Below are 13,094 nucleotides of genomic sequence, written 5' to 3'. Positions count from 1 at the left end.
AGGGCTTCACCGTAGACCAGCGCCAGGCGCAACTGCTCCGGCTGGGCGATATCGCTTTCACTCACTCGCAAGGCGCCCCATCAGGTCATGAACGGCGCAGGGTCGCCGCAACCGACGCGCACCACGACCGGCTCGTCGTCGACCAGGCTGATCACCGTGGACGCCTCGATGCCGCCGTAACCGCCGTCGATGATCAGGTCGACGTGATGCTCCAGCGCATCGCGGATTTCATAGGGATCGCTCATCGGCAGCGTCTCGCCCGGCAGCAGCAGGCTGACGCTCATCAGCGGTTCACCCAGCTCGGCCAGCAACGCCTGGGCGATCGGTAGCGCCGGCACACGCAGCCCGATGGTGCGGCGCTTGGGGTGCAGCAGCATGCGCGGCACTTCGCGGGTGGCCGCCAGGATGATGGTGTAAGGCCCGGGCAGGTGGGTCTTGAGCAGGCGGAACGCCTTGGTGTCCACCTTGGCGAAGGAACCCAGTTGCGACAGGTCCTGGCAGGCCAGGGTGAAGTTGTGCTTGTCGTCGAGCTGGCGCAGGCGGCGAATCCGCTCGATGCCGCTCTTGTTGCCAATGGCACAACCGAGGGCGTACGAGGAGTCGGTGGGGTACACCACCACACCACCGTCGCGGATGATCTCCACCGCCTGGCGGATCAGCCGCGCCTGCGGATTTTCCGGGTGAATCTGAAAGAACTGGCTCATGGTGCCTCCCTATACCTCATCGTCATGCCCCTTGCTCGAAACGCTCCCAGAGCGGCGTCAGGCCGGCTGGCAGTTCACGGTACAAGCCGAGGTCGGACCATTCGCCCGGTGCGTGGAAATCGCTGCCGACACTGGCCATCAACCCGAACTCGCGCGCCAGGATCGACAGCCCGCCGATCTGCTCATGCGGTTGCAGGCCATTGACCACTTCCAGCGCCTGGCCGCCGGCCTGGACGAAATCGCTCACCAGTCTACGCCGTTTGCTGCGCGTCAGGTCATATTGCCAGGGGTGTGCCAGGCTCACCCAGGCACCGGCCTGGCGCAGGGTCGTCACGGTCTGTTCGAGGCTCGGCCAGTGCTGTTTGACATCCCCCAGCTTGCCCGAGCCCAGCCACTTGCGGAACGCTTCGGCACGGTCGCGCACATGCCCGGCGCGCACCAGGAACTCCGCAAAGTGGGGGCGCGCCGGCGCATTGCCACTGTCGCCCAGCTCCATTTGCACCGCCCGCGCGCCGTCCATCGCACCCGGCATGCCCTTGGCGGCCAGGCGCTGGGAAATCAGCTCGGCACGCTGCCAGCGCCCGTCGTGCAACGCGGCGATGGCTTCGCACAGGGTCGGCGCCTGTACGGAAAAGCCGTAGCCCAGCACATGGATGGTGGCGCCCGCCCACAGGCACGACAGCTCGATACCATTCACCAGTTGCATGCCCAGCGCCTCGGCCGTTTCGCGTGCCTCCAGCAGCCCTTCGACGGTGTCGTGGTCAGTCAGCGCCAGCAGCGTCACGCCACGCTCATGGGCACGGCGCACCAGCGACGCAGGCGCCAGCACACCATCGGATGCAGTGCTGTGGCAATGCAGGTCTACAGTCATTCAGGAAATCTCCAGGGCAACGATGCCCATGCACACAGGACGCGAGCCGAGCCGCCGGCCCAGGCAATTGACCACGCCAACGCACGACCGTGCCTCCAGGCATCCGCGTCATCGAACGGCAGATAAATCAATGGAACTTGTCAATGGCATTCCGATCAAAGCGCGGTTTGCTATTATGCAGGCCATGTGACACTTCTGGCTTGCCTCCCGCCTTTCCCGGCACAGGGTATTACCTCCCTGCCAGGTCTCGGTGCCAGCCAGCCGCCAGGCGCACACACTACACCCATCCAGGCCCTGGCACGCCATCGACTGCAAGGAATGATCATGCTCTACGCCATCATCGCGACCGACGCCCCCGATTCATTGCCCAAGCGCAAGGCCACCCGTCCCGCGCACCTCGAACGCCTCCAGGTATTGCAGAACGAGGGCCGCCTGGTCCTCGCCGGTCCACACCCGGCCATCGACAGCGAAGACCCGGGCGATGCCGGCTTCAGCGGCAGCCTGGTGGTCGCCCAGTTCGAGTCCCAGCAGGCCGCCGAAGCCTGGGCGAAAGACGACCCCTATGCCAGCGCCGGCGTCTATGCCAGCGTCCAGGTAAAACCCTTCAAGCAAGTATTTCCCTGAGACATCATTCAGGCCTACCGCCTTCAGGAGTTCCGATGCGCAAAGGTTCGCTGTTCCTAGTGTTCGCCCTGTCATTCGCACCCATGCTCCATGCCGAAGAAGCATCCACCGCAACGACGCCTGTCGAGCCCGTTGCCGAAGCCTCCGCCGAGCTGAATGCTCGCCTGGCCACCGTCGAAGCGCAAAACACCAAGGCGCAGTTGACCAGGCTGCAGCAGGAGAACCAGCAACTCCGCCAACAGTTGCAGGAACAACAGGAGCAGAGCCTCTTCCCAACCCTCACCGCAGAACAGCAGTGGTTCGCCGTGGGTGGCGGGGTTGGCGCACTGGCCTTCATGTTCGGTGCGCTGATATCGCGTGGACGCCGCCGTCGCCAATGGCTGAACTGAAACCATGAGCGAACTGTTACTGATCGACGACGACCAGGAGCTCTGCGAGCTGCTGGTGCGCTGGCTGACGCAGGAAGGCTACAGCGTCCGTGCCTGCCATGACGGTCAGAGTGCCCGGGATGCGCTGGCACAAGAGCAACCATCGGCGGTGATACTCGATGTGATGCTGCCGGACGGCAGCGGCCTGGAACTGCTCAAGCAACTGCGCAGCGACCACCCCGGCCTGCCCGTCCTGATGCTCTCGGCACGGGGCGAACCGCTGGATCGCATCCTGGGCCTGGAGCTGGGCGCCGACGACTACCTGGCCAAGCCTTGCGACCCTCGCGAACTGACCGCCCGCCTGCGCGCCGTACTGCGCCGCAGCCTGCCCAGCAGCGTACCGAGCCAACTGGAACAGGGCGACCTGTGCTACAGCCCGGCCCGTGGCGTTGCCACCATCGGCAATCTCGAGATCAGCCTGACACTCTCCGAAGGACGCATCCTCGAAGCGCTGATCGCCCAGCCTGGCGAGCCACTGGACAAACAGGCCCTGGCGCAACTGGCCCTGGGGCGCAAGCTGACGCTCTACGACCGCAGCCTGGACATGCACGTCAGCAACCTGCGACGCAAACTCGGCCCCCACGGCGATGGCCGCCCACGTATCGTTGCGCTGCGCAGCCGTGGCTATCTCTATGCTGCCGACTGAGCAGCGCTAATACGCCGCCCAAACAAAAACGCCACCGGTCCTGTCGACGGTGGCGTTTTGCATTGGAGCCGGAGCAGTGCGATCAGCGCGGCTTGAGCGTCATCCGACGGCGCTCGTATTCGACGATACGCTGGCGGTAGTGCTCGATGGTCTGCGCAGTCAACACGCTGCGCTGGTCGTCCTTGAGCTCGCCATTGAGTTCCTGGGACAGCTTGCGCGCCGCCGCGACCATCACGTCGAACGCCTGCTTGGGATGCCGCGGCCCCGGCAAGCCCAGGAAGAAACTCACGGCGGGCGTGGTGAAATGGTCGATGTCGTCCAGGTCGAAAGTGCCCGGCTTGACCGCATTGGCCATGGAGAACAGCACCTCGCCATTGCCAGCCATGCTTTCGTGGCGATGGAAGATGTCCATCTCGCCGAAGCGCAAGCCACTTTCGAGAATGTTCTGCAACAGGGCCGGGCCACGGAAACCCGTGCTGTCCCGGCAGATCACATTGATCACCAGCACTTCCTCGACGGGCGCCAGCTCTTTGCGCGGCTCCTGTTCGTCATCGAGGTCTTCATCATCCAGCACAGGGTCGATCAGGCTCTGCTGCCTGGGCTCGTCGGCACTCAGGCTCAGGTGCAGGTCGCCCTGGTGGGGCTCCTCACGGCGGCTACGCGCGGGTTCACGGGCGCTCAACGACGGCAGGCTCTCTTCATCCAGTTGCGGTTCCTGGTTGCGTTTGACCACCCGCGCCGGACTGAGTACGTCGTTCTCGCCTTCGTCCTCATCAGGCAGGTTTGCCAGGCTGCGATCGAGCTTGAACTTCAACTTGCCCTTGCCACCGCGCATCCGCCGCCAGCCATCGAAAAGAATCCCGGCGATAACAATGATGCCGATGACAATCAGCCACTCGCGCAGACCGATATCCATTAATACCCTGACCTCTGATGACAATGATAAATAAAGCGAAAAGACGGTAAAGAAGTCCGTATTCGCATACTGCAATAATTGGCCGCTAAATTAGCACGCCACACGTGGGTTTGGCACCGCTGGTCCGTTGTCTTTTATATGTCCTTTTGCATATCGGCGAAAAAATCCCCCGCTACACCTCTACCATCGCCACGGCCTGTTCGACATCCACAGCCACCAGTCGCGAGCAACCCGGCTCGTGCATGGTCACGCCCATCAATTGCTCGGCCATTTCCATGGCGATCTTGTTGTGGGTGATATAGATGAACTGCACGGTCGCCGACATCTCTTTCACCAGGCGCGCATAGCGACCCACGTTGGCATCGTCCAGCGGCGCATCCACCTCGTCGAGCATGCAGAACGGCGCCGGATTCAACTGGAATATGGCAAAGACCAGCGCCAGTGCGGTGAGTGCCTTTTCCCCGCCGGACAACAGATGGATGGTGCTGTTCTTCTTGCCCGGCGGCCGCGCCATGATCGCTACCCCGGTATCGAGTAAATCTTCCCCGGTTAGTTCCAGATAGGCACTGCCACCCCCGAACACTTTCGGAAAGAGCGCCTGCAAGCCAGCGTTGATCTGATCGAAGGTTTCCTTGAAGCGATTACGGGTTTCCCGGTCGATCTTGCGAATGACGTTTTCCAGGGTATCCAGCGCTTCGACCAGGTCGTCATTCTGCGCATCCAGGTAACGCTTGCGTTCGGACTGCTGCTGGTACTCGTCGATGGCCGCCAGGTTGATCGGCCCCAGGCGCTGAATGCGCGCCGCCAGTTGCTCCAGTTCGCCCTCCCAAGCGGCCTCGGCGGCCTCCTCCGGCAGTGTCGCCAGCACGCCATGCAGGTCGTAGCCGTCCTCGTGCAACTGTTCCTGCAAGGCTTTGCGCCGTACATTCAGGGCCTGCCAGTCGAGGCGCTGCTGCTCCATCTGGCCGCGCAACAACTGCGCCTGCTGCTCGGCCTGGGTACGCCGACGCTCCATGTCGCGTAATTCGCGATCGGCATCTTCGACGGCAAGGCGCGCCTGTTTCAGCTCATCCTCGACCGCCATGCGCCGCTCCAGCAGTTCCTCCAGGCGCATGCGCAGTTCTTCCAGGGGCGCCTCGCCCATTTCCATGTTCAGGCTCAACTGCTCGCGCCGCTCCTGGCTACGCTCGAACTGCTGTTCCAGACGCTCCAGCGCCTGGCGGATGGACGTCTGCTGCGCCCTAAGCGAACCCAGGCGAACGGCCATCTGGTGCGCTTGTTCCTTGTGCTGCCGAGCCTCCTGGCGAATGCCATCCAGTGCCTCGCGGAGGCTTTCGCGCCGCGCCAGCAATTGCTCGCGACGCTCGCTGTCCTGCTCCATGGAGTCCAGTGCGTCCTGCAACGACAGGCGCGATTCACCCAGTTGCTCCAGCTCCAGGGCACGTTGTTCATCCAGCTCACGCAACTCGTCATCGAGCCGCTGACGCCGCAGTGCGCGTTGCTCCAGCCGGGCCTGTCCAGCCGACAGCAGCGCCTTCAACTCTCCTTGCTGGCGGGCGCTTTCCTGCGAACGCAGGCGCAATGCGTCGAGCGCCTGCTCCTGCTCGGCCTGCTGCCCACGCAGCAGCGCCAGCCGCTCGTGCAGCAACGCCAGTGCCTGCTCGCGCTCATCGCGTTCGGCCTGCAAAGCAAGCAGCTCCTGGGCACGCGCCAACACGCCGGATCGGGCATCGCTGCCTTTGCTGACGCGCAGGAAGTGCCGCCCCAGCCAATAACCGTCGCGGCTGACCAGGCTTTCGTCCTCGGCGAGCCCGGCGCGCAGGGCCAGGCCCTGGTCAAGGGTTTCCACCGTGCGTACACGGGCCAGCCAGGGCGAGAGGTCGTGCGCCGATGTCACCTTGTCCAGCAGCGAGCCTGGGATTGCCGCGCTAGACCGGCCCAGTTGCAGCAGTCGCAGGTCGCCCTGCTCCAGTTCATTCAGATGCAAGCCGTCGAAGTCATCCAACAGCAGCGCCTGCAGATCGGCGCCCAGCACCGTCTCCAGCGCCAGCTCCCAGCCCGGCTCGACCCGCAGGCCATCGGCCAGGCACGGTGTCGCCGCCAGCCCCTGCGCCTGCAACCACGCCTGCGTGCCCTGTCCTGGGTCCAGCGCGGCCTGCTGCAAAGCCTCCAGCGAGGCGATACGGCCATGCAGGCGCTGCAATTCGCCCTGAACCTGTTGCTCGCCACGGACACTTTCCTGCAACTGCGTACGCACCTGCTCCAGGCGTTCGCCGAGCAGCGCCTGCTGCTCGCTCACTTCCTCGGCGGCCAACTCGCCCATCGCCAGTTGTTCCGCCAGTTCCTGCTGGGCGTCTTCCTCAGGGTCGGCGCACAGGCCCTCGCGCTCGTCGACCAGACGCCGCTGGCGTTCATGCAGCCGCTCCAACGCCTGCTCCAGTTGCTGGATGCGCGACTGCTGCACCTCGGCCACCTTGCGTGGCTCGGCGCTGTGCAGGTTGAAGGTGTCCCACTGCTCCTGCCAGTCCTGCATGGCCTGCTCGGACTGCTCCAGCATCGCCGAGGCCTCCTCGGACGCAGCTTCGCTCAACGCCTGCTCCGGTTCGAGCATCGCCAGTTCTTCATCGAGATTGGCCAGCACCGCACGGTCATGCCCCAGATGACGCTCCGCTTCCTGCCGGGCCTGCTCGGCTTCACGCAAGTCGTCCTGCAGTTGCCGCACGCGCTGCTGGCCATGCTGGATGCTCTGCTCGACCCGGGCGATATCACCGCCAACGGAGTAGAAACGCCCCTGCACCTGATTGAAGTGCTCGGATAGTTCGTGGTGCCCGTCTCGCAGGCGCTCGATCCCGGCGTCTGCGTTGCGCTGCTCGGCCACCAGCGCTTCGAAAGACACCTCCTGATCGCCAATGACCTGCTCGCGCTGCCCGACCTGCTGGTTCAGCGCCTGCCAGCGCAGCGCCATCAACTGGGCCTTCAGTTGCCGTTCGCGGGTCTTGTATTCCTGGTATTTCTCGGCGGACTGTGACTGGCGCTGCAACCGCTCCAGTTGCCGCTCCAGCTCATCACGCAGGTCGCTCAGGCGCGCGAGGTTTTCCTGGGTGCGACGTATGCGGCTTTCGGTCTCGCGCCGACGCTCCTTGTACTTGGAGATACCGGCGGCTTCTTCGATGAAATTGCGCAAGTCCTCGGGCTTGGCCTCGATCAGCTTGCTGATCATGCCCTGCTCGATGATCGAGTAGCTGCGCGGACCCAGACCGGTGCCGAGGAAGATATCGGTAATGTCGCGGCGCCGGCATTTCACCCCGTTGAGGAAGTAGGTGTTCTGCCCGTCACGGGTGACCCGACGGCGAATGGAGATCTCGGCGAACCCGGCGTACTCGCCGGTCAGGGTGCTGTCGCTGTTGTCGAAGATCAGCTCGATGCTGGCCTGGGTGACCGGTTTACGCGTATTGGAGCCGTTGAAGATGACGTCGGTCATCGACTCGCCCCGGAGGTTCTTCGCCGAACTCTCGCCCATCACCCAGCGCACCGCGTCGATGATATTGGACTTGCCGCAACCGTTTGGCCCGACCACCGCCGCCATGTTGCTGGGGAAGCTGACCGTGGTCGGGTCGACGAAGGATTTGAAGCCCGCCAGCTTGATACTTTTCAGACGCATGAAGGGCGCTCCGTGTCGATCGGCGCGCGCGGCGCCGGCAAGGCTGGACAATCCCGCGAGAATTGCGCCACAGCGTGCAAAATCAGGCGATTCTAGGGAGTGTCGTGGCCTTGTCGCAAGGAGCGCTTCCTTTAAGCGAGGATCACGTCATAACAGACCACACGGATATTCATGGGCAGAACACGCATCTACCCCCTCTCCCGCCTGCGGGAGAGGGCCGGGGAGAGGGCAGAAGGAGCAAAACCCCTCTCCCCGGCCCCGCCCCCACGAACGAGAGCAAGGAGAAACGCTCTATACGATCGCCCGGCCCAAACACCTCCACACCGCCAGCCAGCGACTTTTTACGCTAGAATCCGCCCTTTTTAGCCCAGCAGAGCGACCGCCCCCGCGATGATCGACCCCAAGCGCGTACTGCGTGCCCTCGCCGAACACTGGCTCCTGCTCGAGCCCCTGTGCGAGCGCTTCGACAGCGGCACCCTGAGCCTGGTGGAACTGCGCTACCAGCTTGCCGCACAACTGCCGGCCGGCACGCCGACCGACATCACCGCCCTGCTCGACCAGTGGATTCGCCTGGACATCCTGGTGCCGGTGGCCAAGAGCCCCAACCGCTTCGAGCTGAACGCCCAGATCCACGACTTCCTCGCCTACCTGCGCCGCGAACACCGCTTGGGCCTGTGCCTGGAGATCGAAGCCTACCTGCGTCACCTGGAACGCCTGGCCGGGCATATCCAGGATGCCTTCGATATCCGCGACGGCAACGACCTGGCGCGCCAGTTGCGCCTGCTCGACATGCGTGTGCGCGACGTACTGAAGAAGCTCGACAACGACGAACAGGCACTGGTGGCGGTGGCCGAACGCGCCAAGACCAGCGATCGGCAGATCCCGCTGCGCCAGCGCTACGCCGAGGTACTGGCGACCTGGGACGAATACGTCGAACCGATGATCCAGCTGGTCGCCGCCGACGGCGCCTTCGAGCAGGGCGTGCACCGTGTCGAACAGGTGCTGCTGCACCTGCTGGGCGAGCAGCAACGCCTCGGCCAACTGGTAGACGACGACCTGTTGCTGCGCACCCACGCACGCATCCTGGAGATGCAGACCAGCGCCCAGCTCACCCTGCGCCGTGCCCGCGAACTGCTGCTGCCGCTGCGTGAGGAAGCGCGTCGCCACAACGCGGTTACCCGTGGCGCCGCGCTGGCGCTGGCGACCATCCGCAAGAAAGGCCTGGATGCCGTGCCGCAAGCGTCCCTGGCGCTGTTCACCCGTCCGCAGAGTACCTTCCTCGGCAGCGCCTCCCAAGTCGAGGCGTATGTCTATGCCCTGGCGCGCTTCCAGCCCAAGCCGGCGCGCTTTCCGAAAGGCACCGGCAAGCGACGCAGCGACGCGCCACAGGCGCCGCGCACCGCCCGTGAAATGCTCGAACGCTGCGAGCAGGCCCTGCCCTTGCCTGACCTGATGGCCTGGCTGCTGGAGCAGGAGCCAGAGGGGGACACCGATGAACTGCTGTACTGGTTTTCGCGCCTGTCGCGGGACAGTCGCTTCCAGCGCGAACGCCTGCAACGCGGCGACTACCTGACCCGCGAGCACCACGTCAGCCTCAGTTCCTATGCCCTGGCAGGCCGCCCCAGTGCCTGACCTGCCCGCAGGGTGTGCCATGCGCACCGCAAACGACGACACGGTGCGCACGGCGCACCCTACGACTGCCTGTGAGCATTACGTATGAACATCGACCTTAAAGAAATGACCCAGCTCGCACCGATCTTCCGCGAGCTGTTCAAGGGCTACCACCTGTCGCGCAGCGAGCCGGAGTGCTATGCCCAACTGTCCACCCTGCAGGACCAGTACCGCACCCTGTTCAAGGCGCTCGGCTTCGAACTGGTGTGCGACCCGCGCGGTTTCTACTACTTCGTGCCCGAACAGGCCGGCGCCCAGGTCAACAAGACCGCCCAGCGCCTGGCGCTGTTCACCTTCATCCTGGTCGAGCACCTGGCCGACCAGGGCCGCGACCCGCTCGCCGTCCTCGATGGTGGCAGCCTCGGGCGTGACGAACTGCCGGCGCTGCTGGAGAAATACCGCGACCTGTTCGTCCAGGCCGAAGTCACCACCCGCGACGAACTGGAGGAAAAGGTCATCCGCCGCCTGACCCAGCTCGGCTTCGCCGAAGACAGCAACGGCGTCTACCGCTTCCTGCCGCCGATGCACCGCTTCCTCGACGTCTGCCTCTCGGTGCAGCAGGACCGCGACCTGGCAGCGAGCCTGCACAGCGGCGACCTGTCCCTGCCGACACCCGAGCTGATCGCCGACGAAGAACAGGACGACATCATCCTGATCGAAACCCTGCCCACATCCAGCGAGCCTGTAGCGGAATCCGAAGACGACGCCCTCGCCCGTGCCATCGCCGAAGAACGGGAGCTTGACGCATGACCCAGGAACGCTACGGCATCCGCCGCTTCGCCCTGCTCAACACCGCCGGCTACAGCCTGGGCGTGTTTCCGCTGGAAACCCCATTGTCGGTCTACGGCGCCAACAACCTGGGCAAGTCCGCCTCGATCAACGCCCTGCAGTTCCCCATCCTGGCGCGCATGTCGGACATGAGCTTCGGCAAGTACAGCCTGGAGCAATCGCGCAAGTTCTACTTCGCCAGCGACACCAGCTACATCCTCATCGAGATCGAACTGCCACACGGCTCCCACGTGATCGGCGTGGCCGGACGCGGGCCGGGCGGCGGCTTCGGCCACCAGTTCTTCGTCTACGCCGGCTCGCTGGAGCTGGAGCACTACCAGAAGGATGGCATCTGCCTGCGCCAGCGCGAGCTGTTCGCCAACCTCGAGCGCGCCGGCCTCAAGGCCTATGAGGTCAAGCCGGACGAACTGCGGCGCCTGCTGGTCGGCGGGCACACGTCGATCCCACTGGACCTGACCATGATCCCGCTGCGCTCGACCAGCGAGCAGAGCCTGAAGACCTTCCGCGCGTTGTTCATCAACCTGCTGCACATGCGCGAGATTACCGCCGCGAAGCTCAAGCAACTGTTCCTCGACGCCTTCGAGCACAGCCTGCGTTCGGGCAGCGTCGACTACATCGCCGCGACGGAAGAGGCCTTCCGCGACGTGCGCCGCATGGAGCAGGACTACCAGGCCCTGGTCACCGCCGGACCACTGGTCGAGGCGCTGGCTTCGGGCGTGGCGCAACGCGACCTGCTGCGTGGCAAGCTGCATCGCCTGTCACCCTTGCTCGACTCACTGCTGGGCACCTGGCAGGACTATGCCGAGGCACGCCGCGAAGAGCTGCTGATCCAGATCGAGCACTACCAGCGCGAACAGGATGGCCTGCAGCACGAACAGCGTGACGGCACCTCTGAACTCATGCGCCTGGAGCGGGAAATCAGCGAGACCCAGCGCTGGCTCGGCGAACTCAGTGTCCTGAAGAATCGCTTTGCACTGGTCGAGGACGCCAAGGTACTGGAAGAACAGTTGCTGGCGGCCAAGGACGCCCACGACGAACTGGCCGGCGCCCTGGCGCAGTCGCGGCAGTTCTCCTCGGAAGACCTGGATGAGCGCCTGCGTGAGCTGGAAAAACGCCTGAAAAGCGTCAAGCAGCAGCTCGAACATGCCGACAACAACAGCTACTCGCGCCTGCGCGAAGAGTTCTCCCAGGCCGACGTCGACCGCCTGATGCGCCTGTTCAACGGCCAGTTGTTCAGCTTGCCGCTGGGCGAGAAAGGCATCCAGCTCGATGATGGCGAGCAATGGGTCAAGGCCGTCGAGAGCGTGCTGGAGCGCTTCAAGGGCGAGCGTTTCGAACTGCCGGGACTGTCCATCGACCTGTCGCATATCGAGCCGCCAGCCCTGCAGGCGCTGGCCGACCGCGCCGCCCTGCGCGACCAGAAGGACCGCCTGGAGCGCGAACTCAAGCAGCTCAAGACGCAGCACGCGGTCGCCGTCGACCGTGCGGCAAGCAAGGCCCGCGCCGATGCCTACTACCAGCAGGTACTGGATGCGCAGAAGGCGCTGGAAGACTTCCGCCGCAGCCAGACCCTGGCCGTCGAGGAAGGCGACAAGCTGGAGCGCCTGGCTCAGGCCGAAGCGGCTCAGGACGAACTCAAGCGCGCCAGCGATGCCTTCACCGAGCGCGTGCAACAGCTCAATGCCAAGCAACAGTTGATCAGTCGCCAACTCGCCGACCTGGAAGCCAAGCAGCGCACCCTGGAGGACGCCCTGCGCCGTCGCCAGTTGCTGCCGGCCGACCTGCCGTTCGGCACGCCCTTCATGGAACCGGTGGACGATTCACTGGACAACCTGCTGCCGCTGCTCAACGACTACCAGGACAGCTGGCAGGCGCTGCAACGCATCGATGGCCAGATCGAGGCGCTGTACGCCCAGGTACGCCTCAAGGGCGTGGCCAAGTTCGACAGCGAGGAAGACCCGGAGCGACGCCTGCAACTGCTGGTCAACGCCTATGCGCACCGCCAGGATGAGGCCATGACCCTGGCCAAGGCACGCCGCGCTGCCGTGACCGACATCGCGCGCACGCTGCGCAATATCCGCAACGACTACGACAGCCTCGAACACCAATTGGCGCTGTTCAACCGCGAGATCAACAAGCGCCAGGTGTCGAACCTGGCAAGCTTCCGTATCACCCTCGCCCCGCACAAGGAAGCCCTGCGCCATATCGACCAGATCATCCACAGCGCGGGCCAGTACGAGGAAGGCGAGACGCTGTCGGTGTTCGACCTGTCGCAGAGCGCCGAGCAGGATGCGAAGAACGAGGAAGCCAAGGACTACCTGTCGCGCCTGGTCGCCGCCAACGGCAACCAGCTGGGTCTGAAGGACCTGTTCGAACTGGCTTTCGAGATCACCAAGGTTGGTGGCCAGCCGGTGATCCATACCGACATCGACGGGGCGGCCTCCAACGGCACCACCATGACCATCAAAGCGCTGACCAACATGTACCTGTTGCTGCACCTGATGGACCGCGAGCAGGCCGGCAAGGTGCGCCTGCCCTACTACCTCGACGAGGCGGCGGATATCGACGAACGCAACCAGCAAGCCCTGATCGAAACCAGCCTGCAACTGGGCTTCGTGCCGATCCTGGCCTCGGTCAAGCCGCAAGTTTCAGCCCATGTCGCCATCGACCTGGAAGGAGGCAGCAGCCCGAGCGGTATCTATATCGACGAGGCGGACTGGAAGTTCATCAAGCCACGCACTGCGCAGGAACACAGCGAGGCGGACTGATCGAACCCTGTATCGC

10 protein-coding genes are annotated in these 13,094 nt (G+C 64.4%); 6 read left to right on the top strand and 4 right to left on the bottom strand.

Annotated elements, in window-relative coordinates; all coding sequences use genetic code 11:
- Positions 1-80 precede the first annotated feature (80 nt).
- Positions 81-704 (bottom strand): L-threonylcarbamoyladenylate synthase, encoded by a 624-nt coding sequence (locus HW090_RS14950; RefSeq protein WP_179114261.1) that lies wholly within the window; start codon positions 702-704, stop codon positions 81-83.
- Positions 705-726: 22 nt separating this feature from the next.
- Entirely contained in the window at positions 727-1,575 is an 849-nt protein-coding gene (locus HW090_RS14945; protein WP_179114260.1) for a PHP domain-containing protein, read from the bottom strand.
- 324 nt (positions 1,576-1,899) lie between these two features.
- Between HW090_RS14945 and HW090_RS14940 the strand changes: the two genes are divergently transcribed.
- The 3 genes from HW090_RS14940 to HW090_RS14930 are packed head-to-tail and all read left to right on the top strand — an operon-like array spanning position 1,900 to position 3,273.
- Positions 1,900-2,199, top strand: coding sequence for a YciI family protein (locus tag HW090_RS14940; protein WP_179114259.1), 300 nt, complete (start codon positions 1,900-1,902; stop codon positions 2,197-2,199).
- 35 nt (positions 2,200-2,234) lie between these two features.
- Positions 2,235-2,588, top strand: a complete 354-nt coding sequence (locus HW090_RS14935; protein WP_179114258.1) for a hypothetical protein — start codon at positions 2,235-2,237, stop codon at positions 2,586-2,588.
- Between the two features lie 4 nt (positions 2,589-2,592).
- Positions 2,593-3,273 carry a response regulator transcription factor gene (locus tag HW090_RS14930; RefSeq protein WP_179114257.1) on the top strand — a complete coding sequence of 227 codons (681 nt, stop codon included), beginning with the start codon at positions 2,593-2,595 and terminating at the stop codon, positions 3,271-3,273.
- A gap of 82 nt (positions 3,274-3,355) precedes the next feature.
- On the opposite strand, the gene zipA is transcribed toward HW090_RS14930, so the two are convergent.
- Positions 3,356-4,189, bottom strand: a complete 834-nt coding sequence (zipA, locus tag HW090_RS14925) for a cell division protein ZipA (protein WP_179114256.1) — start codon at positions 4,187-4,189, stop codon at positions 3,356-3,358.
- 172 nt (positions 4,190-4,361) lie between these two features.
- Entirely contained in the window at positions 4,362-7,850 is a 3,489-nt protein-coding gene (gene smc / locus HW090_RS14920) for a chromosome segregation protein SMC (RefSeq protein ID WP_179114255.1), read from the bottom strand.
- Between the two features lie 390 nt (positions 7,851-8,240).
- Here smc and mksB point away from each other — a divergent pair, with 390 nt between their 5' ends.
- The 3 genes from mksB (at position 8,241) to mksF (ending at position 13,078) form a co-directional block, all read left to right on the top strand.
- Positions 8,241-9,482: an Mks condensin complex protein MksB gene (mksB, locus tag HW090_RS14915; RefSeq protein ID WP_179114254.1), complete on the top strand. Its 1,242-nt coding sequence runs from the start codon at positions 8,241-8,243 to the stop codon at positions 9,480-9,482.
- Between the two features lie 84 nt (positions 9,483-9,566).
- Positions 9,567-10,271, top strand: coding sequence for an Mks condensin complex protein MksE (mksE, locus tag HW090_RS14910; RefSeq protein ID WP_179114253.1), 705 nt, complete (start codon positions 9,567-9,569; stop codon positions 10,269-10,271).
- Positions 10,268-13,078: an Mks condensin complex protein MksF gene (gene mksF, locus HW090_RS14905; RefSeq protein ID WP_179114252.1), complete on the top strand. Its 2,811-nt coding sequence runs from the start codon at positions 10,268-10,270 to the stop codon at positions 13,076-13,078. The genes mksE and mksF overlap by 4 nt, the downstream gene beginning before the upstream one ends.
- Positions 13,079-13,094: the final 16 nt, after the last annotated feature.

Source organism: Pseudomonas sp. ABC1 (assembly GCF_013395055.1).
Lineage (GTDB): Bacteria > Pseudomonadota > Gammaproteobacteria > Pseudomonadales > Pseudomonadaceae > Stutzerimonas.
This window is presented reverse-complemented; position numbering and strand designations above follow the sequence as displayed.

Bases quoted from the DNA above. Each gene is read 5' to 3' on its own strand.
- HW090_RS14950 (WP_179114261.1), bottom strand. From the start codon at position 704: ATGAGCCAGTTCTTTCAGATTCACCCGGAAAATCCGCAGGCGCGGCTG.
- HW090_RS14945 (WP_179114260.1), bottom strand. From the start codon at position 1,575: ATGACTGTAGACCTGCATTGCCACAGCACTGCATCCGATGGTGTGCTG.
- HW090_RS14940 (WP_179114259.1), top strand. From the start codon at position 1,900: ATGCTCTACGCCATCATCGCGACCGACGCCCCCGATTCATTGCCCAAG.
- HW090_RS14935 (WP_179114258.1), top strand. From the start codon at position 2,235: ATGCGCAAAGGTTCGCTGTTCCTAGTGTTCGCCCTGTCATTCGCACCC.
- HW090_RS14930 (WP_179114257.1), top strand. From the start codon at position 2,593: ATGAGCGAACTGTTACTGATCGACGACGACCAGGAGCTCTGCGAGCTG.
- zipA (WP_179114256.1), bottom strand. From the start codon at position 4,189: ATGGATATCGGTCTGCGCGAGTGGCTGATTGTCATCGGCATCATTGTT.
- smc (WP_179114255.1), bottom strand. From the start codon at position 7,850: ATGCGTCTGAAAAGTATCAAGCTGGCGGGCTTCAAATCCTTCGTCGAC.
- mksB (WP_179114254.1), top strand. From the start codon at position 8,241: ATGATCGACCCCAAGCGCGTACTGCGTGCCCTCGCCGAACACTGGCTC.
- mksE (WP_179114253.1), top strand. From the start codon at position 9,567: ATGAACATCGACCTTAAAGAAATGACCCAGCTCGCACCGATCTTCCGC.
- mksF (WP_179114252.1), top strand. From the start codon at position 10,268: ATGACCCAGGAACGCTACGGCATCCGCCGCTTCGCCCTGCTCAACACC.